Here is a 24,900-nt window from a genome sequence, read left to right as displayed (position 1 = left end):
GGCGATCAGTGTCGCGGCTTGAGTAAACAGCGCTGGCTCCAGCTTCGGGGCACCGGCGTGAACCGGGGCGACGATGGTCGGTGAGAGTCACTCCGCGCACAACTCACGAGTGAGGGGCGGGCGCTTGTCCACCCTACCAAACTCGCGGGCCCGAATAATCCGCTCAGGGGGTCTTATCGGTCGAATCCGCGTCTTTGTGCGCATTTTCGTCGACAAACTCGGTGGGAAGGGTCACATCGCTGACGTGCGGGATCCGCATCCGGAGCAGAACGATGACGTCGATGACCAGAGCCGCGAGGATGCTGACGACCACCGCGATGAAGAACACGGTCGTGTTGATCCACGGCTGACCGCGCAGCAGGAGCAGCGCGACGATGAACAGGACGAACTTGAGGATCCACCCGCCCAGGACGATGCCGAAGAACAGCGGGACGTACAGATCGTCGCCGTACCAGCGGTTCGCGATCAGGATGCTGGCGCCCGTGATCGCGAGGAAGACGGCGGCCATCACGACGCCCATCAGGGCGCTCCACAGGCCGTCCGTGCCGGCCACCATGTAGCCGATCACGGCGCCGATCACGGCGAGCACGCCCGTGACCACCGCCGACCACAGAAGGGTGGCCCGCAGGACCGGGGTGCTGGATACGGGGCTGGAGCTCATCGAGCCGCCTCCTCGGGTGTGGGTCGGTGCGCGGGGCGCCGAGCGGGAAGAAGGGTGACGACGAGGCAGGCGGCGATGCCGACCACGCCGAAGAGCACGCCGAACCAGTACTGTCCCGGCCAGTTCTGCAGGGGGCCGAGGTACATCAGCAGCACGGCGAGGCCTGCGATCGCGGTCCACGCGTAGAAGATCAGGACGGCATCGCGGTCGGAGTGCCCCATGTCGAGCATGCGGTGGTGCAGGTGCTTGCGGTCGGGCGAGAACGGCGACTTGCCCGCGCGCATGCGGCGGACGATGGCCAGGCCGAAGTCCAGCAGCGGCAGCAGCACCACCACGACCGGCAGCAGGATCGGGATGAACGCACCGAGCAGCTGGGAGCGACCGAACTCGTTCGGGTCGCCGAGCATGGCCGGGTCGAACTGGCCGGTGATCGCGATCGCCGAGCACGCCATCAGCAGCCCGAGCATGAGTGCGCCGGAGTCGCCCATGAACAGCTTGGCCGGACTCCAGTTCAAGGGCAGGAAGCCGATGCACGCACCGATGAGCACCGCCGCGATGAAGGACGCGAGGTTGAAGTACGTGCTGGCGCCGGTGTCGCGCACCAGCAGGTAGGAATAGGCGAAGAAGATCACGTTCGCGATCAGGCAGACGCCCGCGACGAGCCCGTCCAGGCCGTCGATGAAGTTGACCGCATTCATCACGACCACGATCGAGAACACCGTCAGGGTGAAGCTGACCCAGCCGGAGCCGATCGTCAGGCCGCCGATCGGGAGGGAGAGGATCTGCAGTTCGCCCCAGCCGGCGATGATCCCGGCGGCGAGGAACTGCGCCCCCAGCTTGATCGTCCAGTCCAGGTCCCACAGGTCGTCGGCGACGCCGACCAGCACGATCAGCAGGGTGGCGCCGAGGATCGCGTACACCCGTGCCGGGTTCTCCCAGAAGATCGAGAAGTACGCGTTCTCCCGTGACACCAGGAACGCGGCGGCTACGCCGAGGAACATCGCCACTCCCCCGAGTCGCGGCGTCGGGGTGGTGTGCACGTCGCGTTCGCGGATGCCGGGATACAGCTTGTACTTGAGACTCAGCCGCCAGACGGCCCACGCGAGACCCAGGGTCATCGCGCCGGTGAAGATGATCGTGAAGACGTACTGCTTCACGCGGCGGGGCCCTCGGACCCGACATCCGGCGCGGGCTGGATGATGCGGGGGTCGGGCTCGAGCATGTCGCCGAGGATCTCGACCAGCGCCTCCCGGCTCACGGCGCCCTCGCGCAGGACGCGGATGCGGGCGTCTTCGCCGCCGCCCACGAGCGCGGTCGCGTCGATGATGGTGGAGGCGATGCCCGTGCGCGACGGACCGCCGTCCAGATACACCGCGACGCTGTCGCCGAGCATGCTCTGGGCGTCCGCTGCGGTCACGGCCGCGGCCACGCCGGTCAGGTTCGCGCTGGAGACGGCGAGCGGACCGGTCTCCTCCAGGAGCTCCAGCGCGAGACGGTTGTCGGGCATGCGCACGGCGACGGTGCCGTTCGTCTCCCCCAGATCCCACGACAGCGACGGCTGCGCGGGCAGGATGATCGTGAGTCCGCCGGGCCAGAAGGCCTCGACGAGCCGTTCCACGGGCTCCGGCACCTCGGCCGCGAGCGCCCGGAGCGTGGTGATGCCGGCCACCAGTACGGGTGGCGGCGACTGGCGGCCGCGACCCTTGGCGTCCAGCAGGGCCTGCACGGCGCGCGCGTTGAATGCGTCGGCGGCCACGCCGTACACCGTGTCGGTCGGGAGGACGACGAGGTCACCTCTGCCGATCGCCTGTCGGGCGTGGCGCATTCCGGGGAGCAGCTGCGCCTCATCCCGGCAGTCGTATAGAGGAGCCATAGCGGCCCCAGTCTACGTCGAGAGCCTGCGTGTCCTCGCGAGGCGGCCCGGATCAGGGATGCAGCGCGGTGGTGGCGCGGTCGCGCATCGTCAGGTCGGAGTGCGTCGCGGTGGCGCGCCAGCCGTCGGCGGCGAGGATCTCCCGGATCGCGGCACCCTGCCACTCGCCGTGCTCGATCACGATCAGCCCTCCGGCGTGCGCGAGGCGGAGCCCCACCCGACTCACGATGCGGACGACGTCGAGCCCGTCCGCGCCACCGTACAGCGCCGCGGGCGGGTCGAAGAAGCGCACCTCGGGATCGCGCGGGATCGCGTCATCCGGCACGTACGGCGGGTTGGACACCACGACCGAGACCGTGCCGTCCAGCTCGGGGAAGGCGTGCTCGAGGTCGATGAAGGCCAGGCGTGCGTTGTCGCCGCCGAAGAGCCGGAAGTTCTCCTTGGTCCACACGAAGGCGTCGACGGAGTTCTCCGCGGCGAACACCCGCGCGTGCGGCACCTCCGTGGCCAGGGCGAGCGCGATCGCGCCGCTTCCGGTGCCGAGGTCCACCGCGACGGGGGCCGGGGATGCCGCGGCCGCGAGTGCGTCGATCGCGAGCTGTGCGACGACCTCGGTCTCGGGCCGGGGCACGAAGACGCCCGGGCCGACCCGCAGCTCGAGGTGGCGGAACGGCGCGAGACCGGTCAGGTGCTGGAGCGGCTCGCGCGAGGCCCGGCGGTCGATGAGCTCCTCGAATGCGGTGGCCGCGGCATCCGTCATGTCATCGCCACGGATCGACGCGGCCTGCACTGCTCCGCGCGACACCTCGAGGACGTGCGCGGCGAGCAGTTCGACATCGACCTGCGGATCGAGGATGCCGGAGCGCTCCAGGCGCGCGGATGCATCGCGCAGGACGGCGGACAGCGGGCGGGCAGGAGCGGAGGAGGTGTCGTCTGAGGAAGGCATGAGCGTCCCCCAGCCTAAACGGGGAACCTGCGGCCGCCCGCGGGCAGGGGATTCGTTACGCCGCCGCCCAGTGGATCGTCACAAACCGCCCGCCGGAGACCGGCGCGCCGTAGGCTGAATTCCGCGTCCCCGACCGTTCTTCGAAAGGCCTGCAATGTCCGGATTCCACTCCGACATCACCACCGCATTCGGCAACACGCCCCTCGTCAGACTCAACCGCGTCACCGAGGGCATCGGCGCCACGGTGCTGGCCAAGCTCGAGTACTACAACCCCGCCTCCAGCGTGAAGGACCGACTGGGCATCGCCCTCGTCGACGCCGCGGAGGCCTCCGGTGAGCTCAAGCCCGGCGGCACCATCGTCGAGTCGACCAGCGGCAACACCGGCATCGCGCTCGCGATGGTCGGCGCCGCCCGCGGCTACAAGGTGATCCTGACGATGCCCGCATCGATGTCGAAGGAGCGTCGTGTGCTCCTGAAGGCGTTCGGCGCGGAGCTCGTACTCACCGACCCGACCAAGGGCATGACTGAGGCCGTCAACGTCGCGAAGCAGCTCGTCGCCGACACGCCCGGTGCCATCTGGGTGCGTCAGTTCGAGAACGAGGCGAACCCCGCGATCCACCGCAAGACCACGGCGGAGGAGATCCTGCGCGACACCGACGGCAAGGTCGACATCTTCGTCGCCGGCATCGGCACGGGCGGCACCATCACCGGCGTCGGCCAGGTGCTCAAGGAGAAGGTCCCCGGCGTGCAGATCATCGCCGTCGAGCCCAAGGACTCCCCCATCCTCACCGAGGGTCACCCCGGTCCCCACAAGATCCAGGGCATCGGACCGAACTTCATCCCCGAGATCCTCGATCGCGGCGTCATCGACGAGGTCATCGACGTCGAATTCGAGCCCTCGCTGCAGGTAGCGCGCGACCTCGCCGCCAAGGAGGGCCTGCTCGTCGGCATGTCCAGCGGCGCCGCCGTGTGGGCCGCGCTCGAGGTCGGACGCCGGCCGGAGAACGCCGGCAAGACCATCGTCGTGATCATCCCCGACACGGGCGAGCGATACCTCAGCACCGCACTCTTCGAGGATCTGCGCGAGGACTGACATGTCCGCGTGGGGAAGGTTCCGGGAAGACATCGAGGCCGCGAAGCTGCGCGACCCGGCGGCACGCTCGTCGTTCGAGCTCGCGCTGCTGTACCCGGGCCTGCACGCCGTGTGGGCGCACCGGGCCAACCACTGGCTGTGGACGCACCGGGCCCGGTTCCTCGCCCGCACCGGCTCGCAGCTGACCCGCTGGCTCACCGGCATCGAGATCCACCCCGGCGCCGTGATCGGCCGGCGGTTCTTCATCGACCACGGCATGGGCGTCGTGATCGGCGAGACGGTCGAGGTCGGCGACGACGTCATGCTCTATCACGGGGTCACCCTCGGCGGTCGTCAGCGTGAGGGCGGGAAGCGGCATCCGACCCTCGGCGACCGGGTCGCCGTCGGCGCGGGCGCCAAGGTGCTCGGCCCGATCACGATCGGCGCCGACTCCGTCATCGGAGCCAACGCCGTCGTGACACGGGATGCCCCGGCCGACAGCGTGCTCGTCGGTGTGCCGGCTAAGCCGCGCAGCCACCGCCAGGGGCTGGACACGCGCGCGCTCCTGACGGCCCCCGACTACCAGATCTAACGTCCGGGCCGCGCGCATCGCTGATTCGCCCAGATCCGGCTATCTGGCGACTACAGGGCATTTGAGCCGTATTCGTCCTGTGTGCGCCAGAACTCCTGTTCTGGATGACGGCGCCCGGCCCCATCGTCGGGCGGGGTCCGGCATCTCTGATTCGCCCAGATCCGGCTATCTGGCGACTACAGGACGTTGTGCGCGGTATTCGTCCTGTGTGCGCCAGAACTCCTGTTCTGGATGACGGCGCCCGGCCCCATCGTCGGGCGGGGCATCCGCTACGCCCGACGCTCGTCGACGCGCCGCTTGATGAACAGCGGCGGGAGCAGCCAGGTCGCCAGCGCGGTGACCAGCCAGACGATGAGCGTGCCGACGATCCACGCGACCGGGCCGTCGATGCCGATGCCGGCCGCCGGAACGATGACCGCGATCAGCAGGGCCACGAACGTCGACACCAGGCCGATGCCGCCCACGAGCGCGGAGGCGTGCCGCCGGGCGATCTTGAAGATCCACGGCGCCAGGATGCTCTGCAGCACCGCGAAGATGAGCACGGCGAGCACGAAGCCCCACCAGTCGTTCCAGTGCAGGTAGAAGCCGGGCAGGATCAGATCGGCGACGATGAGCCCGAGGGCGGCGGACACCACGAAGATGGCCGCACGGATGAGGAACGTGATCACGCCCTGAGCCTAGCGGCCCGCGAGCACGCGGCCCGCGTCGTTACGCGTCGTTGCCGAGGGCGGAGAGACGCTCTTCCTCGTCGGCCGCGATGCAGGACTCGATGATCGGCTCCAGGGCGCCGTCCATCACCTGATCGAGGTTGTACGACTTGTAGCCCGTGCGGTGATCCGCGATGCGGTTCTCCGGGAAGTTGTACGTGCGGATGCGCTCCGAGCGGTCCATGCCGCGGATCTGCGACTTGCGCGCGTCCGAGGCGATCGCGTCGCGCGCCTCCTGCTGCTTGGCGAGGAGGCGTGCGCGCAGCACGCGCATGCCCGCTTCGCGGTTCTGCAGCTGCGACTTCTCGTTCTGCATCGACACCACGATGCCGGTCGGCACGTGGGTGATGCGCACGGCGGAGTCGGTCGTGTTGACCGACTGCCCGCCGGGACCGGACGAGCGGAACACGTCGATCTTGAGGTCGTTCGGGTTGAGCTCGACCTCGTCGGGCTCGTCGACCTCGGGGAAGACCAGCACGCCGGTCGTGGAGGTGTGGATGCGGCCCTGCGACTCGGTCGCCGGCACGCGCTGCACGCGGTGCACGCCGCCCTCGTACTTGAGGTGGGCCCACACGCCTTGCGACGGGTCGGTCGAGGATCCCTTGATCGCGACCTGGACATCCTTGTAGCCGCCCAGGTCGGACTCGGTGCGCTCCAGGAGCTCCGTCTTCCATCCCTTGGACGCGGCGTACTGCAGGTACATCCGCAGGAGATCGGCGGCGAACAGGGCGCTCTCCGCGCCGCCCTCGCCACCCTTGATCTCCATGATCACGTCACGGGCGTCGTCGGGATCGCGCGGGATCAGCAGTCGGCGCAGCTTCTCCTGCGCGGCCGCGACGCGCTCTTCGAGCCCGGGAATCTCTTCGGCGAACGCGTCGTCCTCGCGAGCGAGTTCGCGCGCTGCTTCAAGATCCTCGGATGCCGCGTGCCACGCGTCGTTGGCGGCCACGATCTTGCTCAGCTCCGCATACCGGCGGTTGACCCGCTTGGCGCGCGCGGCATCCGCGTGCACAGCGGGATCGCTGAGTTCTTCCTGGACTGCCTTGTGCTCCTCGATCAGAGCCTTCACGGAGTCGAACACGTCGTGCTCCCCTCCCTGACGTCAGCGGATGTTGTTCTCGTGGCTGTGGCTGCTGCCACCGGTGGGCGCGGGAATCGACTTCTGCATCTGAACGAGGAACTCGACGTTGGACGAGGTCTCCTTGAGCTTGCCGAGGACGACCTCGAGCGCCTGCTGCGGGTCGAGCCCGGCGAGGGCGCGACGCAGCTTCCACGTGATCTTGACCTCGTCGGCCGAGAGCAGCATCTCTTCGCGGCGGGTGCTCGACGCGTTGATGTCGACGGCCGGGAAGATGCGCTTGTCCGCCAGCTGACGGCTCAGGCGCAGCTCGCTGTTGCCGGTGCCCTTGAACTCCTCGAAGATGACGTCGTCCATCTTGGACCCGGTCTCCACGAGCGCGGTGGCGAGGATCGTGAGCGATCCGCCGTTCTCGATGTTGCGCGCGGCACCGAAGAACCGCTTGGGCGGGTACAGAGCGGATGCGTCGACACCACCGGTCAGCACGCGACCGGAAGTCGGCGCCGAGATGTTGTAGGCACGGCCGAGGCGCGTGATCGAGTCGAGCAGCACGACGACGTCGCGGCCGAGCTCCACGAGGCGCTTGGCACGCTCGATGGCGAGCTCGGCGACCGTGGTGTGGTCTTCGGCGGGACGGTCGAAGGTCGAGGCGATGACCTCACCCTTCACCGTGCGCTGCATGTCGGTGACCTCTTCGGGACGCTCGTCGACGAGGACGACCATGAGGTGGACCTCGGGGTTGTTCGTCGCGATCGCGTTGGCGATCTGCTGCAGCACGATCGTCTTGCCGGCCTTCGGGGGCGCGACGATGAGGCCGCGCTGGCCCTTGCCGATCGGCGCCACGAGGTCGATGATGCGCTGCGTGAGCTTCTCCGGGGCGGTCTCCAGGCGGAGGCGCTCCTGCGGGTAGAGCGGCGTCAGCTTGCCGAACTCGACGCGGGTCGCGGCGTCCTCGACGGACAGGCCGTTGATGGCGTCGACCTTGACCAGCGCGTTGTACTTCTGGCGACCGGACTGCTCGTTCTCGCGCGGCTGCTTGATCGCACCGACGACGGCGTCGCCCTTGCGGAGGTTGTACTTCTTGACCTGACCGAGCGAGACGTAGACGTCGCTGGTGCCGGGCAGGTAGCCGCTGGTGCGGACGAAGGCGTAGTTGTCGAGCACGTCGAGGATGCCCGCGATCGGGATGAGGACGTCGTCCTCGGTGATCTCGGTCTCGAACTCGTCGGTGCTCTGACCGCGGCGCTTGGTGTTGCGCTGGTTGCGGGTGTTGCGGCCCGAGGTGGTGGCGCCCTCGTCGTCCGAGTCGGACGACTGCTGCGCGGGCTGGGCCTGGGTGTTCTGGTTGCCCTGGCCGGCCGGTGCGTTCTGCGCGGGGGCATCGGCCTTGCCGTTGCGGCTGCGGCTGCGGTTGCGGCTCCGGCTGCGGCTGCGGCTGGAGGTCGACTCGGATGCCTCGCCCTCGGCGGTGGTCTCGCCACCGTCGGCGGGGGTCTCGGACTCGGCCGGAGCGGCCTCATCGGTCGCGGCGGGGACGTCCTCGGCGGGCGCGTCCTCTGCCGGAGCGGCAGACGCTGCTTCTGCAGCGGCGGGGGTCTCGTCGGCAGCGGGTGCCTCTTCGAGGGTTTCTTCCGCGGCAGCTGCCTCAGCGGGCGCGGCGTCCTCGGCGGGCGCGGCGTCCTCGGCGGGCGCGACGTCCTCGACGGGCGCGACGTCCTCGACGGGCGCGACGTCCTCGACGGGCGCGACGTCCTCGACGGGCGCGACGTCCTCGACGACAGGCTCGGCCGGAGCGGCCTCGGCGGCGGGCACGTCGGTGCTCTTGGCCCGACGCGGCGCGCGCTTGCGCGGCGCCTTCACCGGGGCGACCGGCTCGGCGGGCGCCTCAACGACAGCCTCGGCCGGAGCCTCGACGACAGCCTCGGCGGCGGGTGCCGCTTCTGCGGTCGGCGCCTCAGCGGCAGCTTCGGGGGTGGACTCGGCGACGGCGTCGCCGGTGCTGACGGTCTCGACGACCTCGGGCGCGTCTGCGCGCTCTTCGGACTGAGTGTCAGCGGACTGGATCTCGGAGATGGACTCCACGAGTTCTCCCTTGTGAAAAGAGTGGATATGCACGACCGCACGTGGCCTCGTGTACGACGAGTGCCTGCCCGCGCGCCCTTCGACGAGGTCGGGGACCGAATGGTCGCTCCGAGAACATCAGTGGGTGGAGGATGTGCGGTGCTTTCGCAGAATTGCGACGGAGGCCAGATTCACGTGCTACGTGGAACCCTCCGTGTACCCCTTCACTGTACCACCCTTGAAGTCGACGGCCAGCATATGGGCTTCCCACGGGGAGTCTGTCGATCGCGCCGCGACCTCGGCCGCCGCGAGGCGCTGACCCGGCCCGTCGGCGAGCACCAGCACGCTCGGGCCGGCGCCCGAGACGACCGCCGCGAACCCGGCATCCCGCAGCGTCCGCACGAGGCGATCCGTGTCGGGCATGGCCTGCGCACGGTAGTTCTGGTGCAGCTTGTCCTCAGTCGCGGCGAGGAGGAGTTCGGGGCTCTGCATCATCGCGGCGATCAGCAGCGCGGAGCGCGAGACGTTGAAGACGGCATCCTCACGGGGCACCTGCAGCGGCTGCAGGCTGCGCGCGACGCTCGTGGACATCGTGAAGTCGGGCACGAACACGAGCGGCGAGACGCCGCGGTGCACGAGCAGCTTCTTGTGCTGCGGACCGTTCTGGTCCATCCACGCGATCGTCAGGCCGCCGAACAGCGCCGGCGCCACGTTATCGGGGTGACCCTCGAGCTCGGTGGCGAGACGCAGCAGGGTGTCGGGGCCGAGTTCGACGTCGCCCTCGAGCAGCCCCTTGGCCGCGAGCAGACCCGAGACGACAGCGGCGCCGGAGGATCCCAGGCCGCGGCCGTGCGGGATCACGTTGCGGGCACGCAGACGGATGCCGGGCATCGGGCGCCCCGCCGCCTCGAAGGCGTACGCGATCGAGCGCACGACGAGATTCGAGGCATCGCGCGGGACGTCGGCCGCACCCTCGCCGGAGACCTCGACCTCGACCTGTCCGGCCGGAAGGGCGGTGACGAGCAGCTCGTCGTAGACGCTCAGAGCGAGACCCAGGGTGTCGAACCCGGGACCCAGATTGGCGCTGGTGGCGGGCACGCGCACCGCGACGGTGCGCCCCTCCTCGCGTGCGGAACCGTCGCTCACGCGGTGGCTCCGGAAGAGGGGTGCGCCAGCGAACCGGGGGTCTGGGGCGTGGCCCCAGAAGACAGGAGCCCGAGCACGGATGCCACTTCGGAGGTCGCGGCATCCACCACGGTCGGCTCCACCTGGGTGCCGTCGGCGTTGCGCAGGGCCCACTGCGGGTCCTTCAGGCCGTGGCCGGTGACCGTGAGCACGACGCGGGACCCGGCAGGGATGATCCCGGCCTCGGCACGGTCGAGCAGTCCGGCGACGCTGATGGCGGATGCGGGCTCCACGAAGATGCCGACCTCGGCGGCCAGCAGCTTCTGCGCCGCGAGGATACGGGCGTCGTCGATCGCACCGAACCAGCCCTGCGTGGCGTCGCGCGCCTCGAGGGCGAGCTCCCACGAGGCGGGGTTGCCGATGCGGATGGCCGTGGCCACCGTCTCGGGGTTCTTGACGACTTCACCGCGCACGAGGGGTGCGGATCCCTCGGCCTGCAGGCCGAACATGCGGGGCACGCGGGTGGAGACGCCGCGCGCGACCTCTTCGCGGTAGCCGCGCGAGTAGGCGGTGTAGTTCCCGGCATTGCCGACGGGCACGAAGTGGAAGTCCGGGGCATCCCCCAGCACCGTGACGACCTCGTAGGCGGCGGTCTTCTGCCCCTCGATGCGATCGGGGTTCACCGAGTTGACGAGGTGCACCGGGTAGTGGTCGGCCAGTTCGCGGGCGATCTCGAGGCAGTCGTCGAAGTTGCCGCGCACCTGGATGAGCCTGCCGTTGTGGGCCACGGCCTGGCTCAGCTTGCCCATCGCGATCTTGCCCTCGGGCACGAGCACGGCGGCGGTGATCCCGGCGTGGGCGGCGTAGGCCGCGGCCGACGCCGATGTGTTGCCGGTGGAGGCGCAGATGACGGCCTGGGCGCCGTGCTCGACGGCGCGGGACAGCGCCACCGTCATGCCGCGGTCCTTGAACGAACCCGTCGGGTTCATGCCCTCGAACTTGACCCAGACGTCGGCGCCGGTGCGGCGCGAGAGGGAGGGGGCGGGCAGCAGCGGTGTGCCGCCCTCGCCGAGGGTGACGACCGTCGAGGCATCCGTGACACCCAGGCGATCGGCGTACTCGCGCATGACTCCGCGCCAGAGGTGCGCCATGTCAGTCTCCTTCCACGCGCAGGACGGAGGCGACGCGTTCGACGACGCCGCTCGCGGCGAGGCGCTCGACGGTCTCGCTCAGGTCCTGCTCACGGGCCTTGTGGGTGCCGATGACGAGGCGCGCCGTTCCCGACCCCGCCTCCCCTTCGCCGATGACGGTCTGCTCGACGGTCGCGATCGAGACGCGGCCCTCGCTGAGGATGCCGGCGATCGTGGCCAGCACGCCCGGCTGGTCGTCGACCTCGAGCGTGATCTGGTAGCGGGTGGTGACGCGGCCGATCGGCACGATCGGCAGGTTCGCCCGGGTGGACTCCCCCACTCCGACGCCTCCCGCGACATGGCGGCGCGCGGCGGAGACGACATCGCCGAGGACGGCCGACGCGGTCTGCACGCCACCGGCACCGGCTCCGTAGAACATCAGGTTGCCGGCGGCCTCGGCCTGCACGAAGACGGCGTTGTTCGCGCCGTGGACGCTCGCGAGCGGGTGCGTGCGGGCGATGAGCGCCGGATAGACGCGCACGGAGATCGCCTCGCCGGCGGCTCCGGCATCCGGTTCGCCCTGCAGGCGCTCGCACACGGCGAGGAGCTTGATGACGTGACCTGCCTTGCGGGCGGCCTCGATCATGTCCGCGGAGATGCCCATGATGCCCTCGCGGTGCACGGTCTCCAGGGGGACCGTGGTGTGGAAGGCGAGGCTCGCGAGGATCGCGGCCTTCTGCGCCGCGTCGTAGCCCTCGACATCTGCCGTGGGGTCGGACTCGGCATAGCCGAGCGCCTGAGCCTCGGCGAGCACGTCGACGAGGTCGGCGCCCTCGGTGTCCATGCGGTCCAGGATGTAGTTCGTGGTGCCGTTGACGATGCCCATGATGCGCTGCACGCGGTCGCCGGCGAGCGAGTCGCGCAACGGGCGGATGATCGGGATCGCGCCGGCGGCGGCGGCTTCGTAGTAGACCTGCGCACCGACCTGGTCGGCGGCGTCGAAGATCTCGGGGCCGTGGGTCGCGAGCAGGGCCTTGTTGGCCGTGACGACGTCGGCGCCGGAGTTGATCGCCTGCAGCAGGTAGGTGCGAGCAGGCTCGATGCCGCCCATCAGCTCGATGACGATGTCGGCTCCGAGAATGAGCGACTCGGCGTCGGTGGTGAACAGCTCCTTGGGCAGCTCCACATCGCGCGGGGCGTCGAGGTTGCGGACCGCGATCCCGACGAGTTCGAGCGAGGCGCCCGCCCGATCGGCGAGTTCGGCCCCGTGCTTCAGCAGCAGCGAGGCGACCTGGGAGCCCACGGCTCCCGCGCCCAGCAGAGCCACGCGCAGACGGCGATAGTCGATCATGCCTTCCCTTCCTTCGGTGCCGGGTGCAGCCCGGCGTCGCGCGAGAGGAGATCGGCGATGGTCTCGCCGTGCACGATGATCCGTGCCTCTCCGTCGCGCACCGCGACCACGGGTGGTCGCGGCACATAGTTGTAGTTGTTCGCGAGCGAGAAGCAGTACGCCCCCGTCGCGGGCACGGCCAGGAGGTCGCCCGGGGCGACGTCGGCCGGCAGGTACTCGGCATCCACGACGATGTCGCCGGACTCGCAGTGGCGACCGACCACACGGGCCAGCGCCGGTGCGGCGCCGCTCGTGCGAGAGGCGATGCGCGCCGAGTACTGCGCGCCGTAGAGCGCGGGGCGGGCGTTGTCGCTCATGCCACCGTCGACGCTGACGTACAGCCGGGTAAGTTCGTCCGAGACGACGACGGGCTTGATCGTGCCCACTTCGTAGAGCGTGACGCCGGCCTGGCCGACGATGACGCGACCGGGCTCGAACGCCAGGTTCGGAATCGGGATGCCGCGGGCCGCGCACTCCTGCGCGACCGCGTCGACGATGCCGACGGCGAGCTCCTCGATCGGGGTCGGGTCATCGGCCGCGGTGTAGGCGATCCCGAAGCCGCCGCCGAGGTTGAGGACGGGGATGTCGCCGTCGGCCAGGAGATCGGCGTGCAGCTCGACGACGCGGGCGGCGGATTCCCGGAACCCGGCCGTGCCGAAGATCTGCGAGCCGATGTGGCAGTGCAGACCCACGAAGGCGAGTGCGTCGATCTCGCGGATGCGGGCGACGGCGGCCACGGCATCCTGCAGCGTGAAGCCGAACTTCTGGTCTTCGTGCGCCGTCGCGAGGAAGTCGTGGGTCTCGGCGTGCACTCCGCTGTTGACGCGGACGAGCACAGCCTGGGTGACGCCGCGGCGCGTGGCGATCGCGGCGACCCGCTCCAGCTCGATCCAGCTGTCCAGCACGATCGAGCCGATGCCGATCTCGACGGCGCGCTCGAGCTCGGGGATGCTCTTGTTGTTGCCGTGGAAGCCGAGGCGCGACGGCTCCGCTCCGGCGGCGAGCGCGATCTGGAGCTCTCCCCCTGTGCAGACGTCCACGGCGAGTCCCTCTTCGGTGACCCAGCGCACGACCTCGGTGGAAAGGAACGCCTTGCCGGCGTAGTACACGCGCGCCTGCACGCCGTGGGCGGCCGCGGCGGAGCGGAAGGCGTCGAGGGTGCGGCGCGCGTGGTCGCGCACCTCGTTCTCGTCCAGGACGTAGAGGGGCGTGCCGAACTGCTCGCGCAGTCGGGCGACCGGCACTCCGCCGATGCTCAGGGCGCCGTCGGCATCGCGCGCGGCGGAGGCGGGCCAGACGCCGGCGGCGAGGGTGTTCGCATCCTCCGGCACGACGAGCCAGGACGGGGCCGTCCATGGGGAGGACGATGCAGCAGACACGGGTGGGCCAATCGATGGATGCTTCAGCGCTGCAGGTTACGGGGTTCGCCCGGGTTCTGCGGGTGCCGTGAACGGTGAAAACACACGCCGCGGCATTCCCTGAAGTCTAGGGCACGCGGATACCGCGTCCTTCGCCGCGCGTCACGCGGGGAAGCTCAGGCGCACGTGCCCTTCTCGCGCAGCGCCGGGTCCGTCACGATGCGGCCGTCGATCGCGAAGTCCGCGACCAGCGCCGTGCCGTCGACGCCCACCGTCGTCAGCGATACGCCCGCCGGGAGGTACTCCGCGACGCACACGGTCCAGTCCCGCAGCACCACGTCGGCGAGGCCGCCGAACTGCTCGCGCAGCGCGTCGGCGTTGAACTCGGCGCCCGCGACGGTGAACTCCGCGGGGGTCAGCACGAGCTTCCCGGCATCCGCTCCCGGGGTGAGGGCCACACCCACGGGCACGGCGAGACCGAGGACCTTGACGTCCGTGGCCATCGTCACGTTCGGCTCGTCCAGTCCGACCGAGTCGGCGGGGAATCCGTCGACCGTGGACAGCAGCGCCTGCACCTGGGCCGCATCCATCCGGACCGTCGCGGTGCCGCCCGTCGCCGGTGCGCCGCCGGTGATCGGCACGCCCTCCGCACGCACGGTCACATCGCCCGAGAACGCGCCCAGCGCGACGTCGTCGGACGAGACCGTCACGTCATCGAGGGTGCCGGAGAGCAGCTGCGGGATCACCATCCCCTCGATCTGAACGTCGACCTCCTGGTCGGCGGGCAGCGCGAGGCGCGTCACGATCTGATCGCGGATGGTCTTGGCGACGAGGTCCTTCGCGATCCACTCGCCCAGGAACCACGCGCCGACGGCGAGTGCGAGCACCGCCACCACCGCGACGATCCACGGCCACACCTTGCGGCGACGCTTCGGCTGAGGCTGCTCCTGCAGCTCGGACTGCGTGGAGAGGATCCACTGCGCGGTCGGATCGGGCAACGGCTCGGTCGGGTGCGTGTCACTCATGAGGTCTCCGATCAGCCCGCGTCGCCGCGGGTGGTTCACATCCGTTCGGGGGCGCCGACGCCGAGCAGGTCCAGGCCGTTGCGCAGCACCTGACCGGTCGCGTCGTTGAGCCAGAGGCGCGTGCGGTGCACCGGCTCGACCGGGGCATCCCCCAGCGGGATGACGCGGCAGTTGTCGTACCAGCGGTGGTAGAGCCCGGCGAGCTCCTCGAGGTACCGCGCGATGCGGTGCGGCTCGCGCACCTCGGCGGCGAAGGCCACCGTGCGGGGGTACTCCTGCAGGGCACCCAGGAGCGCCGATTCGGTCTCGTGCGTGAGCAGCTCGGGAGCGAACTCGGAGCGGTCGACCCCGGATGCCGCGGCATTGCGTGCGACGTTGTGCGTGCGCGCGTGGGCGTACTGCACGTAGAACACCGGGTTGTCGTTCGTACGCTTCTGCAGCACGTCCAGGTCGATGTCGAGGTTCGAGTCGGCCGAGCTGCGGGCCAGCGAGTAGCGTGCCGCGTCGACGCCGACGATCTCGACGAGGTCCTCCATCGTGACGACGGTGCCGGCGCGCTTGGACATGCGCAGCGGCTGTCCGTCGCGCACCAGGTTGACCATCTGGCCGATGAGAATCTGCAGGTTGACCGTGGGCTCGTCACCGAACGCCGCGCACATCGCCATCATGCGCTGCACGTACCCGTGGTGGTCGGCGCCCAGCATGATGATGCAGCGGTTGAAGCCGCGCTCGCGCTTGTCGAGGTAGTAGGCGAGGTCGCCCGAGATGTACGCGGGCTGCCCGTCGGACTTGATGACGACGCGGTCCTTGTCATCGCCGAACTCGGTCGTGCGCAGCCACAGGGCTCCGTCGGCCTCGTACATGTGGCCGAGCTCGGTGAGCCGGGCGATCGCGCGCTGCACGGCTCCCGATTCGTGCAGGTCGTTCTCGTGGAAGTAGACGTCGAAGTCGACGCCGAAGTCGTGCAGGCTCGTCTTGATCTCGGCGAACATCAAGTCGACCCCGACGGAGCGGAACGCCTCCTGGCGGTCCTCCGGGCTCAGCGCGGCGAGGTCGCCCTCGTAGGCGAGCTCGACGCGACGCGCGATGTCGGCGATGTAGCCTCCGCCGTAGCCGTCCTCCGGTGCGGGACGACCCTCGTACGCCGCCACCAGGCTGCGCGCGAACCGGTCGATCTGCGAGCCGTGGTCGTTGAAGTAGTACTCGCGGGTGACCGCGGCCCCCTGCGAGGTGAAGATACGCGCCAGCGAATCTCCGACGGCGGCCCAGCGGGTGCCGCCGAGGTGGATCGGCCCGGTCGGGTTCGCCGAGACGAACTCGAGGTTGATGACCTCGTCCGAGCGGCTCTGGTTGGTGCCGAAGGCCGCTCCGGCGTCGACGATCGTCTTGGCTAGCGACCCGGCGGTCGCAGCATCCAGACGCACGTTGATGAACCCGGGCCCGGCGACCTCGACAGTGGCCACGCCCTCGACCTGCGCCAGCCCGACGGCGATCTCCGCGGCGAACTCACGCGGGTTCGCACCGACCACCTTCGCCAGCTTCATCGCGGCGTTGGAGGACCAGTCGCCGTGGTCGCGGTTCCGCGGACGCTCGAGGGGCAGATCGGAAGCCGTCAGCCCCGCGCTGGAACCCTCGCGTCGCGCCTCCGCGAGCGGAGCGATGACGGCGAGCAGGGCGGCGGAGAGTTCTTCGGGATTCATAACCGAACCAGTCTAGTTCGGCCGCCTCTGCACTCCCGCTGTGTGCGAGGCGTCAGAAGATCTGCACCAGCGCGACGTGGTCGTCGGTGGAGGACGCGGATGCCTCGGCCTCGAGTCCGTCGGCGCTCGCGGCGTCGGGGATGCTCCAGGCGTCCACGCGCAGGTGTGACAGTCCGACGTGGCCGCCGTGGTAGCTGAGGAAGGCGCAGTCCGCGGCATCCCGTCCTGTCGCGATCCGCACCAGCGAGCGACGGTCCGCCAGGCGCGTGGCGTCGATGACGTACCACGCGCCGTCGAGGTAGGCCTCGGCGACGGCGTGGAAGTCCATCGGCTGCAGGCCGGGGGCGAAGCACGCCGCGTACCGTGCCGGCACGTCCATCGCGCGCAGCAGCGCGATGACGACGTGGGCGTAGTCGCGGCAGACGCCCTGGCCGGTCATGAGGGTTGTGACGGCGCTGTCGGTGCCGAGACTGAGCCCCGGCGTATAGGTGACGCTCGTGGAGACGAACTCGGTGACGGCCGCGACCAGGTCGTGGCCGCTGAGCCCGCGGAACTGGCGGCGGGCCTGCGCGAACACCTCGTCGGACTGCGCGTAGCGGCTCGGACGCAGGTAGGTGATCGCTTCGAGGTCGCTCGTGCGCGTGCTCGTGGCGGTGCCGTCGACGGTCGCCTCGTACCGCACCTCGAGGCGTCCGGCCTCGCCCGTGAGGCGGTGGAGGCGACTGCCGGACTGGTCCACGATCTCGGTCGGGGTGTACTCGCGATCGCCCTGCCGGAAGGTCAGGACCTCGCTCGCGAGGGGCACGGATTGGGCCGCGGTGATGGAGAAGATGAGGTCGACGGAGGACCCCAGTTCGAGGTCAAGTTCTGCGGTCACGACGCGTTGCACCGATGTATCCTCGCATGCCGGATCACCCGCTCCGAACATGCTGTGGGAACCTCCAAGAAACGGTCGCCGACGGGCCACTCTCCACACGATTCCGAGTGGTGCGCGAAGGAGGGCGACAGGTGAATTAGCCTCGATCCGTGCCCCTGCTCCCGCCCGCGCCCGCGCACCGTCCCCGCTGGCCGCTCCTGGTCCTCGTGATCGGCATCGCATTGGTGTGCACTTTCGCCCTGTGGCGGCCGTGGAACACCGCCACGACGCAGCCCGTCGCGGCGGGCGAGGACACCGCGGTGGCCCCTCCCCTGCCGCTCGCCCTGCCCGACCGCGCGGTGAAGGCGCTCGTGTTCGGCGACTCGTGGACGTACGGCTCCGCCGCCTCGCTGCCCACGCTCGGGTACGCGTACCGGCTCGGCGCGGACCTCGATTGGGACGTCACGGTCGACGGTGTCCGGGGCAGCGGCTACCTCAAGCCCGGTATCGACGGCGGCTCGTACGGCGAGCGCATCGCGGCGCTGGACCCGGCACTGAGCCCCGACCTGGTGATCGTGCAGGGCTCGATCAACGACCGGCGCCTCCCCGCGGAGGGGTACCGGGAAGCCGTGACCGCCGCGTGGGACGCCCTCGCGGCGCGCTACCCCGCGGCATCCTTCGTCATTCTCGGCCCCGCTCCCCAGGTGCTGCCGGTGCAGCGCGCGACCGCCCGCATCGACCGGGACCTCGCCGCCCTCGCGGCGGCCCGCGGCTGGTGGTACATCTCGCCGATCGCCGAGGGGTGGGTCTCGGCGGAGAACTACGCCGCCGTCATCGACACCGGCATCGGTCGCAACCACCCCTCCACGAGCGGGCACACCTATCTCGCCGAGCGACTGGAGGCGGCACTGCTCGCGCTTTCGGCGAGAACGGATGCCGCGGCCGCGACGCGACCGTAGCGTCGGGCGCTACTCGCGGACGGTCTTGATCGATGCGCCGGCGGCCAGGAAGAGTGCGGCGGCGACGATGTGCGCGGCGACCCACCACGGGCCGGCGAACGCGAACGGGAACAGCGGGTTCCACAGCACGGCGATCGCCAGCATCACCGGCGCCCACCACCACTGCCCCGCGCGGATGGCGAACCAGCCGATGATGATCGCCAGGATCGCGATGACGTAGCGGACGTACTCGTAGTACGGGTGGCTGAGCAGCGAGATGCCCGCCAGGCAGGCGATCGCGGCGAGAATGCCCGGGGCGAACGCGTTGCGCTGGTAGAGGACCGGTTTCTTCGGGGATGCTGCGTTCACGGTGCGGCCTCGTCTCCTGGTGCTGTCCCACGCTCGCGCATGGTGCAAGAAAGGGATCGCGGGTCTGAACGACCCGCAATCCCTTGTCTTGTCCTGTGCCCCCGACTGGAATCGAACCAGCGACCTTTGGTACCGGAAACCAACGCTCTATCCCCTGAGCTACGGAGGCGTACCGATCGAGGTTATCACCGTGTGCGGGTCACTTCAGGACACGGATGCCGCTCAGGGCCACCCGATCGTCCACAGCAGCAGCACGCCGACCGCCTGCAACCCGACCGCCGTGCCGACCACCCAGCGTCTGCGCCGCGCGCTCGAATGGAGGCGATCGTCGGCCAGCAACGGCGAGAGCGGCAACAGGAGCCGGAAGATGCTCTGCTGCGGCATGAACACGGCGAAGATGTACAGTCCGTAGCTCGCGGCGAACGCCGTGATCTCGATGCCGAGGCGGCGGACGTGACGCGAACGCAGCCACAGCACGAACGCGACCGCGATGGCCAGGACGATCGCGATCCCGACGACACCGAGGTAGGTTCCGGCGAGCCGGAACCACGGCGTCAACGGGACGAACTCCGCGGAGCCGATGAAAGGCACCCACCACGCCATCTCGGTGCGGACGTAGGCATTGGTCGTGCCGGTGACCGCCTCCACGATCGGTGCCCACGCGACACCCGCGACGGCGAGGGTCAGCCCCGATGCGACGAGGCCGATCCGCTGACCGAGCGGGAACGGGTCCTCCGCGCGCCGTAGCCATCGCACCACGAAGAGGAGGGCGAGACCGAGCGCGAGCGCGACGGCCCCCGGGCGCGTGAACGCCGCCACGACGCCGATCGGCGCGATCCACGCGTAGCGCCGGTCGACGGCCAGGAGCAGGCAGGCGAACACGAGCGCGAGGAACAAGGATTCCGCGTAGGCGAGCACGAACACGAACGACAGCGGACCGACGCTGAACAGCACGACCGCCCACCAGGCCGAGTGCGGGGTGGTGACGCGCCGCAGCAGGACGAACAGGAGCACTGTGGCCCCCGCACTCGCCAGGATGCTCAGGGCCACACCCGCCGCCTGCCAGGAGACGCCGAGGACCTCCGCCGTTCCTCTCTCGAGCGCGGGGAACACCGGAAGAAACGCCCAGTCGTTCGGTTGGATCACACCGGCCACGTTCATCGGCAATGACACCGGATAGCCGGAGTCGGCGATGCGGCCGTACCGCGCGGCATCCCAGTCCGCCAGGAAGTTGAGGAACGTCGTGACCGGCAGACGGTCGGGGCCGAAGCCCCAGGCGCCGAGTCGAGAGGCCTGATAGGCCACCCACAGCAGGAGGAGGCTCAGCGCGCGCGCACCGGCCCACAGCACCAGGACGCGGCCGAGAGTGCCCGGCTCGATGGGCGCGACCCCTTCTCGGCGGCCGCTCACCCGCACGGCGGTCTCGTGCAGCCAGTGTCCGGCGCGGCGCCACCCGCCCGCTCGGATCCCGGCGCGCGAGTGCTCGTCGAGGTCCTGCTGCTGATCCGAGGTCACGTCGGCCTCCTCGACTCGAGTGCGCCTCTCGAACTCCCGCGCGCATTGTTGCACACCGCAGCGTCGAGCGGGTGGCCCGCACACGAAGTTCGCCCCGGAGCCGAAACTCCGGGGCGAGGATTCGCGCCGCTAGTGACTGACGAGCTTCAGCCCGATGACACAGCCGACGAGGCCGACGATCAGCAGCATCCGCACGATCGAGAACGGCTCGGCGCCGGTGATCATCGCGTAGGTGACCGTCAGCGATGCGCCGATGCCGACCCAGACGCCGTACGCGGTGCCGGTCGGGATCTCACGCATCGCCCAGGCCAGGCCGCCCATGCTGAGGATGAGGGTGACGCCGAAGATGATGCTCGGCCAGAGCTTCGTGAAGCCCTCGGACTTGCCCAGGGCGGTGGCCCACACGGCTTCGAGGATTCCGGACAGGACAAGGATGACCCACGACATGAACACGTCTCCATGGCCAGTCTTGTCGCTCACCGGGTACTGATCCGTCGTCCGGGGATCCGGTTGGGGATCCGGTCCTCAGCTTACCCGGTCGCTCTGTGCACCCCCTGTGCAGCCTCTGCCGATCCCTCGCCGGGTTTGGGGCGCCCTACGTCCGTCGGGGCGCACATTTCCCGCCCCAACGGACCGGAAGCGCCCCAAACACCGCAGACCCAGCGGGCGTCGGGTCAGAGCAGGAAGACGCCGTCGAGCAGACCGGGGTTGTGCGCGTGCACCAGCACGAGGAACACCACCGCGTCGAAGAGCAGGTGCACCGACACGACGTAGGCCAGCGAGCGCGTGCGCATGAAGATGTACGCCTGCAGGAGGGCGAAGGGGATCGTCATCAACGGACCCCACGCCTGGTAGCCCAGCTCCCAGAGGAACGAGACGAACACGATCGCCTGCAAGGCGTTGGCCTGCCAGTCCGGGAAGTGCCGGCGCAGCAGCGCGAACACCGTGCAGATGAAGAACAGCTCGTCCCAGATGCCGACCGCGCCCACCCCGACGAACAGTCGCGCGATCATCTCGGGCGTATCCACCACGGGCCAGTTCTGGTAGACGCCTGTGGTGATGAAGTAGAACGGCAGGATCAGCCAGCCCAGCGCCAGGACCGCGACCAGCCACACCCATTGGAAACGGGTCCAGCGTCCGCCGCCGCGCCACGGGAACCGGATGGCGCGGTCGCGGTACACGAACCGTGACACGACGTACGGCAGTGCGACGGCTCCGCCCAGGGCGAGCGTGAACCGCACGAACGCGAGGTTGTCGAGCTCGGCGGCGAGCGGGATGACGCTGACCACGAGCAGGCCCAGTGCGATGAGCGAGAGATCGCGGACCAGACTCGGGGCGCGCACGCCCTCGTCCTGCACCACGGGAGCACCCGCGGCATCCGCCCGCTCGAGAAGCCACGCCGACAGCAGGGCGATCGCGAGCAGCAGCCAACCGAGCCACGGGATGCGCACCACGAAGAACGCGGGCGCCGCGAGGCAGGCCGACAGGGCGGGCAGCAGTCGCCACGACCACGCGGGTCGGTCGATGAGGATGGCGGCGGCAGGCATGTCAGTCCCCCAACGGGTGGGCGATCTCATCCGCCGGCATGCGCGCCGCCAGGATCGCGATGAGTCCGAACACCGGCGGCAGGAGGCCCGCGGCGATGAAGATCACGGGGATGGGCACGACCTCGGCCAGCGGGCCGGCGAGCGCCATCGACAACGGCATGAGCGCCAGCGAGACGAAGAAGTCGAGGCTCGAGACCCTGCCCAGCATGTGCGTCGGCACACGGCGCTGCAGGAGCGTGCCCCAGATCACGTTGCCGTAGCTGAAGCCGAACCCGGCGAGGAAGCACGACAGCAGCATCAGCCAGTACTGGTCGGTCAGTCCGATCACGATGAACGGCAGCGTGCTGATGCCCCACACCACGTTCATCGTGGTCAGGTAGCGGCGCGGCAGCGGACGCGACGACACGAAGATCGAGCCGGCCACTCCCCCGACGCCGAGCGCCGCCAGCAGGAAGCCGAACCATTGCGCGCCCTCGCCGATCCGCTCACGGGTGATGAACGGCAGCAGCACCTCCTCGGGGCCGACCGAGACCAGCACCCACCCCGTGGCGAACAGCAGGGTCCACAGCAGCCACGGCGTGCGGACGGTGAAGCCCACCGCCTCCTTGAGGTCGTGGAAGACGCTCGTGCGCGCCTTATCGCCCTCCTGAGGAGCGGATGCCGCGGGCTCCGGGTGCAGGAACAGCAGCAGCACGAACGCGCACAGGTGCGCCGCGACGATCGCCCCGGCGGCGTGCGTGGGGATGAGCGCGGCCAGCAACAGGCCCGCGGCTGCGGGACCGGCGGCCTGCTGCAGCGCGGGCCGGATCGCGCCCTCGAGCCCGTTCGCGGCGAGCAGGTGCGATGGCGGCAGGATCCGGGGCAGGATCGCGCTGTACGCAGGGAAGAAGAACCCCGCCCCGGCGCCGAGGATCGCCGCCACGATGACGAGGTGCCAGATCGGCACGGGACCGCTGAACCCCGCGATCACGACGGACGAGATCGCGACCAGATTGGCGAACTCCACGACGCGCAGCACGAGCCGGCGCGAGACGCGGTCGGCCACGATCCCGCCCGGGATCGCGCACAGGAGCAGACCGGCGGCGTTGGCCGCGGCCACCATGGACAGCTGCACCGGCCCGCCGCCCGCGGCGATGACGGCGTAGACCATGACGACGGCCCACATGCCGGCGGCCAGCACCGACAGGATGACGGCCGTGAACAGGATGCGGAAGTCGCGATGGCGGAGAGGTCGCAGCACGCGCCAGGTGTCGTGGCGCGGCGCGGTCTCCGCGCCGCCGGCCACCGCGGGGTCGGTTCCGCTCACTCGCCCGGCCGGTCGACCCGGCGGTAGGTCAGATCGCGGATATCCCGCCCGGCGCGCGCTCCCTTGCGCTCGAAGGCGGTCAGTATGCGTCCGTCGAAGCGCTCGGCCCAGTCGCCGTCGAAGTCGCGCGCGAACTCGTCGGAGGCGTCCAGCACCTCCCGCATCTGGCGGGCGTACTCCTCCCAGTCCGTCGCGAGGCGGAGGGCGCCGCCCGAGCGCAGCGCGTGGGCGGCGACGGGGACGAACTCGGGTGTGACGAGCCGGCGCTTGGTGTGCTTGGTCTTGTGCCACGGGTCGGGGAAGAAGACCCAGACCTCGTCGACGGACGCCTCGGGCACGAGGTGCGCGAGCACCTCGGGGGCGTTCGCCTCGGCCAGGCGGAGGTTCTCGATGTCGGCGCGCTCCGCGTCGAGCATCGTGCGGGCCAGGCCCGCGCGGAACACCTCGACCGCGAGGAAGTCCGTGCCGGGTCGGTGTGAGGCCGCGTGGATGATCGCGTGCCCCTGCCCGGAGCCGACCTCGACGATCAGCGGCGCCGTGCGACCCCAGACCGCGGCGGGGTCGATGGCCGAACCCGGCAGCACGCTGGTGGAGGCGGCATCCCGCTCGACGTCGATGACGAATCGAGGCGCGAGCTCGAGCCACGCCCGATCCTGAGCGTCGGACATGCGGCCGCTGCGGCGCACGAACGACACCGGGCGCTCTCGGAAGGCGCCGCGTTCTGGGGAGGCGCCATGCTCTGCGGTGTCGTCGGTCACGGTTCCAGGCTAGCGAGTCGGCCGGACGGCGAGACTCAGCCGGTGACGAAGTCGATGAGCTCTTCGACCCGCCCGAGCAGCGCCGGTTCGAGGTCACGGTACGTGCGCACCGACGCCAGGATGCGCTGCCAGGCGTGCGCGATGTCGGTCTGATCCTCGGCGGGCCAGCCCAGCGCCCGGCACACGCCGACCTTGAACTCGATGCCGCGCGGCACCTCCGGCCAGCGCCCGATGCCGACGGCGCTCGGCCGCACGCACTGCCAGACGTCGATGTACGGGTGTCCGACGATGCGCAGGAACTTTCCGTGCGGACCGCGCATCACGGCATCCGCGACCCGCGATTCCTTCGAGCCGGGCACGAGGTGGTCCACCAGCACGCCGTAGCGGCGCTCGGCCGACGGCGGGTCCTCCGCGAGGGCGGAGTCCAGCAGGTCGACGCCCTGCAGGTACTCGACCACGACGCCTTCCGCGCGCAGGTCGGCGCCCCACACCTTCTCGACGAGCTCCGCGTCATGGCGGCCCTCGACCCAGATGCGGCTCGCCCGTGCGACGCGGGCACGGGATTCGGGGGCCGCGAACGAGCCGGACGCGGTGCGGGCGGGGGCGCTCGGCGCCGCGCGGGTCGGCGGGATCAGCACGACCTCTTCGCCGTCCACCAGGAAGCCCGGCCCCAGCGGGAACTGCCGACGGCGGCCGTGACGGTCCTCCAGCTCGACCAGCCCGGACTCCAGCCGCATCACCGCCCCGCAGAAGCCGTCCGCCGCGACCTCCACGACCAGAGCGCGGGATGCCTCGACACGGCCGAGCACCTTGCGACCCTGGTCGCGCCATCCGCTGGCCAGTACATCCGCGCCGTATCTGTCGTCCATGCGTCCTCCCGAATCGATGAGCAT

At 70.1% G+C, this 24,900-nt stretch carries 24 protein-coding genes, 1 tRNA gene and 1 riboswitch; of the genes, 3 read left to right on the top strand and 22 right to left on the bottom strand.

Features of this window, described 5'->3' with window-relative positions:
• Nucleotides 1-163 precede the first annotated feature (163 nt).
• Genes ASD65_RS17860 through prmC form a run of 4 tightly spaced genes read right to left on the bottom strand, consistent with a single transcriptional unit; the run spans nucleotide 164 to nucleotide 3,480 of the window.
• Nucleotides 164-661 carry a hypothetical protein gene (locus ASD65_RS17860; RefSeq protein WP_056225899.1) on the bottom strand — a complete coding sequence of 166 codons (498 nt, stop codon included), beginning with the start codon at nucleotides 659-661 and terminating at the stop codon, nucleotides 164-166.
• Nucleotides 658-1,818 (bottom strand): MraY family glycosyltransferase, encoded by a 1,161-nt coding sequence (locus ASD65_RS17855; RefSeq protein WP_056225896.1) that lies wholly within the window; start codon nucleotides 1,816-1,818, stop codon nucleotides 658-660. The genes ASD65_RS17860 and ASD65_RS17855 overlap by 4 nt, the downstream gene beginning before the upstream one ends.
• Nucleotides 1,815-2,534, bottom strand: coding sequence for an L-threonylcarbamoyladenylate synthase (locus ASD65_RS17850; protein ID WP_056225893.1), 720 nt, complete (start codon nucleotides 2,532-2,534; stop codon nucleotides 1,815-1,817). The genes ASD65_RS17855 and ASD65_RS17850 overlap by 4 nt, the downstream gene beginning before the upstream one ends.
• Nucleotides 2,535-2,586: 52 nt before the next feature.
• Entirely contained in the window at nucleotides 2,587-3,480 is an 894-nt protein-coding gene (gene prmC, locus ASD65_RS17845) for a peptide chain release factor N(5)-glutamine methyltransferase (protein ID WP_056225890.1), read from the bottom strand.
• 154 nt (nucleotides 3,481-3,634) lie between these two features.
• Here prmC and cysK point away from each other — a divergent pair, with 154 nt between their 5' ends.
• Both cysK and epsC read left to right on the top strand, forming a co-directional pair.
• A complete protein-coding gene (gene cysK, locus ASD65_RS17840) occupies nucleotides 3,635-4,573 on the top strand; it encodes a cysteine synthase A (RefSeq protein WP_056225887.1) in 939 nt (312 codons plus the stop codon).
• A 1-nt stretch (nucleotide 4,574) separates the two neighbouring features.
• The gene (epsC, locus tag ASD65_RS17835) at nucleotides 4,575-5,144 is read left to right on the top strand and encodes a serine O-acetyltransferase EpsC (RefSeq protein ID WP_056225885.1); all 570 of its coding nucleotides are present in this window, start codon (nucleotides 4,575-4,577) and stop codon (nucleotides 5,142-5,144) included.
• A gap of 269 nt (nucleotides 5,145-5,413) precedes the next feature.
• Here epsC and ASD65_RS17830 read toward each other — a convergent pair whose 3' ends face one another.
• The 10 genes from ASD65_RS17830 to ASD65_RS17785 all read right to left on the bottom strand — a co-directional run bounded on the left by ASD65_RS17830 (nucleotide 5,414) and on the right by ASD65_RS17785 (nucleotide 17,607).
• Nucleotides 5,414-5,812 (bottom strand): phage holin family protein, encoded by a 399-nt coding sequence (locus tag ASD65_RS17830; RefSeq protein ID WP_056225882.1) that lies wholly within the window; start codon nucleotides 5,810-5,812, stop codon nucleotides 5,414-5,416.
• A gap of 40 nt (nucleotides 5,813-5,852) precedes the next feature.
• Entirely contained in the window at nucleotides 5,853-6,932 is a 1,080-nt protein-coding gene (gene prfA / locus ASD65_RS17825) for a peptide chain release factor 1 (protein ID WP_056225878.1), read from the bottom strand.
• Between the two features lie 21 nt (nucleotides 6,933-6,953).
• On the bottom strand, nucleotides 6,954-9,011 hold the full coding sequence (rho, locus tag ASD65_RS17820) for a transcription termination factor Rho (protein WP_056225875.1): 2,058 nt from the start codon (nucleotides 9,009-9,011) through the stop codon (nucleotides 6,954-6,956).
• A 177-nt stretch (nucleotides 9,012-9,188) separates the two neighbouring features.
• Nucleotides 9,189-10,136 carry a homoserine kinase gene (gene thrB, locus ASD65_RS17815; protein WP_056225872.1) on the bottom strand — a complete coding sequence of 316 codons (948 nt, stop codon included), beginning with the start codon at nucleotides 10,134-10,136 and terminating at the stop codon, nucleotides 9,189-9,191.
• Complete coding sequence (gene thrC, locus ASD65_RS17810) at nucleotides 10,133-11,266, bottom strand: threonine synthase (protein ID WP_056225869.1); 1,134 nt, start codon at nucleotides 11,264-11,266, stop codon at nucleotides 10,133-10,135. The genes thrB and thrC overlap by 4 nt, the downstream gene beginning before the upstream one ends.
• Before the next feature lies 1 nt (nucleotide 11,267).
• Nucleotides 11,268-12,596, bottom strand: coding sequence for a homoserine dehydrogenase (locus ASD65_RS17805; RefSeq protein ID WP_056225866.1), 1,329 nt, complete (start codon nucleotides 12,594-12,596; stop codon nucleotides 11,268-11,270).
• Nucleotides 12,593-14,014: a diaminopimelate decarboxylase gene (gene lysA / locus ASD65_RS17800; protein ID WP_056225863.1), complete on the bottom strand. Its 1,422-nt coding sequence runs from the start codon at nucleotides 14,012-14,014 to the stop codon at nucleotides 12,593-12,595. Before lysA ends, ASD65_RS17805 begins: the two co-directional genes overlap by 4 nt.
• 155 nt (nucleotides 14,015-14,169) lie before the next feature.
• Entirely contained in the window at nucleotides 14,170-15,018 is an 849-nt protein-coding gene (locus ASD65_RS17795) for an LmeA family phospholipid-binding protein (protein WP_056226473.1), read from the bottom strand.
• Nucleotides 15,019-15,053: 35 nt separating this feature from the next.
• Nucleotides 15,054-16,718, bottom strand: coding sequence for an arginine--tRNA ligase (gene argS, locus ASD65_RS17790; RefSeq protein ID WP_056225861.1), 1,665 nt, complete (start codon nucleotides 16,716-16,718; stop codon nucleotides 15,054-15,056).
• Nucleotides 16,719-16,770: 52 nt separating this feature from the next.
• On the bottom strand, nucleotides 16,771-17,607 hold the full coding sequence (locus tag ASD65_RS17785; RefSeq protein WP_056226470.1) for a transglutaminase-like domain-containing protein: 837 nt from the start codon (nucleotides 17,605-17,607) through the stop codon (nucleotides 16,771-16,773).
• A 137-nt stretch (nucleotides 17,608-17,744) separates the two neighbouring features.
• Here ASD65_RS17785 and ASD65_RS17780 point away from each other — a divergent pair, with 137 nt between their 5' ends.
• Nucleotides 17,745-18,533 (top strand): SGNH/GDSL hydrolase family protein, encoded by a 789-nt coding sequence (locus tag ASD65_RS17780; protein ID WP_235566827.1) that lies wholly within the window; start codon nucleotides 17,745-17,747, stop codon nucleotides 18,531-18,533.
• Between the two features lie 9 nt (nucleotides 18,534-18,542).
• Here the strand turns inward: ASD65_RS17780 and ASD65_RS17775 are convergent, their stop codons facing one another.
• The 8 genes from ASD65_RS17775 to ASD65_RS17740 all read right to left on the bottom strand — a co-directional run bounded on the left by ASD65_RS17775 (nucleotide 18,543) and on the right by ASD65_RS17740 (nucleotide 24,876).
• A complete protein-coding gene (locus ASD65_RS17775; RefSeq protein ID WP_056225856.1) occupies nucleotides 18,543-18,881 on the bottom strand; it encodes a DUF6804 family protein in 339 nt (112 codons plus the stop codon).
• 96 nt (nucleotides 18,882-18,977) lie between these two features.
• A tRNA-Arg gene (locus ASD65_RS17770) sits at nucleotides 18,978-19,050 on the bottom strand.
• A 53-nt stretch (nucleotides 19,051-19,103) separates the two neighbouring features.
• The gene (locus ASD65_RS17765) at nucleotides 19,104-20,396 is read right to left on the bottom strand and encodes a hypothetical protein (protein ID WP_056225855.1); all 1,293 of its coding nucleotides are present in this window, start codon (nucleotides 20,394-20,396) and stop codon (nucleotides 19,104-19,106) included.
• Nucleotides 20,397-20,525: 129 nt separating this feature from the next.
• Nucleotides 20,526-20,843, bottom strand: coding sequence for a DMT family transporter (locus ASD65_RS17760; RefSeq protein ID WP_056226463.1), 318 nt, complete (start codon nucleotides 20,841-20,843; stop codon nucleotides 20,526-20,528).
• Nucleotides 20,844-20,854: 11 nt separating this feature from the next.
• Nucleotides 20,855-20,919: riboswitch (guanidine-III (ykkC-III) riboswitch) on the bottom strand.
• 151 nt (nucleotides 20,920-21,070) lie between these two features.
• The gene (locus tag ASD65_RS17755; protein ID WP_056225852.1) at nucleotides 21,071-21,943 is read right to left on the bottom strand and encodes a CPBP family intramembrane glutamic endopeptidase; all 873 of its coding nucleotides are present in this window, start codon (nucleotides 21,941-21,943) and stop codon (nucleotides 21,071-21,073) included.
• A 1-nt stretch (nucleotide 21,944) separates the two neighbouring features.
• Nucleotides 21,945-23,228 carry an MFS transporter gene (locus tag ASD65_RS17750; protein ID WP_442922458.1) on the bottom strand — a complete coding sequence of 428 codons (1,284 nt, stop codon included), beginning with the start codon at nucleotides 23,226-23,228 and terminating at the stop codon, nucleotides 21,945-21,947.
• Nucleotides 23,229-23,245: 17 nt separating this feature from the next.
• Nucleotides 23,246-23,917, bottom strand: coding sequence for a tRNA (guanosine(46)-N7)-methyltransferase TrmB (trmB, locus tag ASD65_RS17745; protein ID WP_235566832.1), 672 nt, complete (start codon nucleotides 23,915-23,917; stop codon nucleotides 23,246-23,248).
• 125 nt (nucleotides 23,918-24,042) lie between these two features.
• The gene (locus tag ASD65_RS17740; RefSeq protein ID WP_056226457.1) at nucleotides 24,043-24,876 is read right to left on the bottom strand and encodes a DUF3097 domain-containing protein; all 834 of its coding nucleotides are present in this window, start codon (nucleotides 24,874-24,876) and stop codon (nucleotides 24,043-24,045) included.
• Between the last annotated feature and the right edge of the window lie 24 nt (nucleotides 24,877-24,900).

Source organism: Microbacterium sp. Root61 (genome assembly GCF_001427525.1).
In the GTDB taxonomy this organism is placed as follows: Bacteria; Actinomycetota; Actinomycetes; order Actinomycetales; family Microbacteriaceae; genus Microbacterium.
The sequence above is the reverse complement of the archived record's forward strand: the minus strand, read 5'-3'. Positions and strand labels throughout refer to the sequence as shown.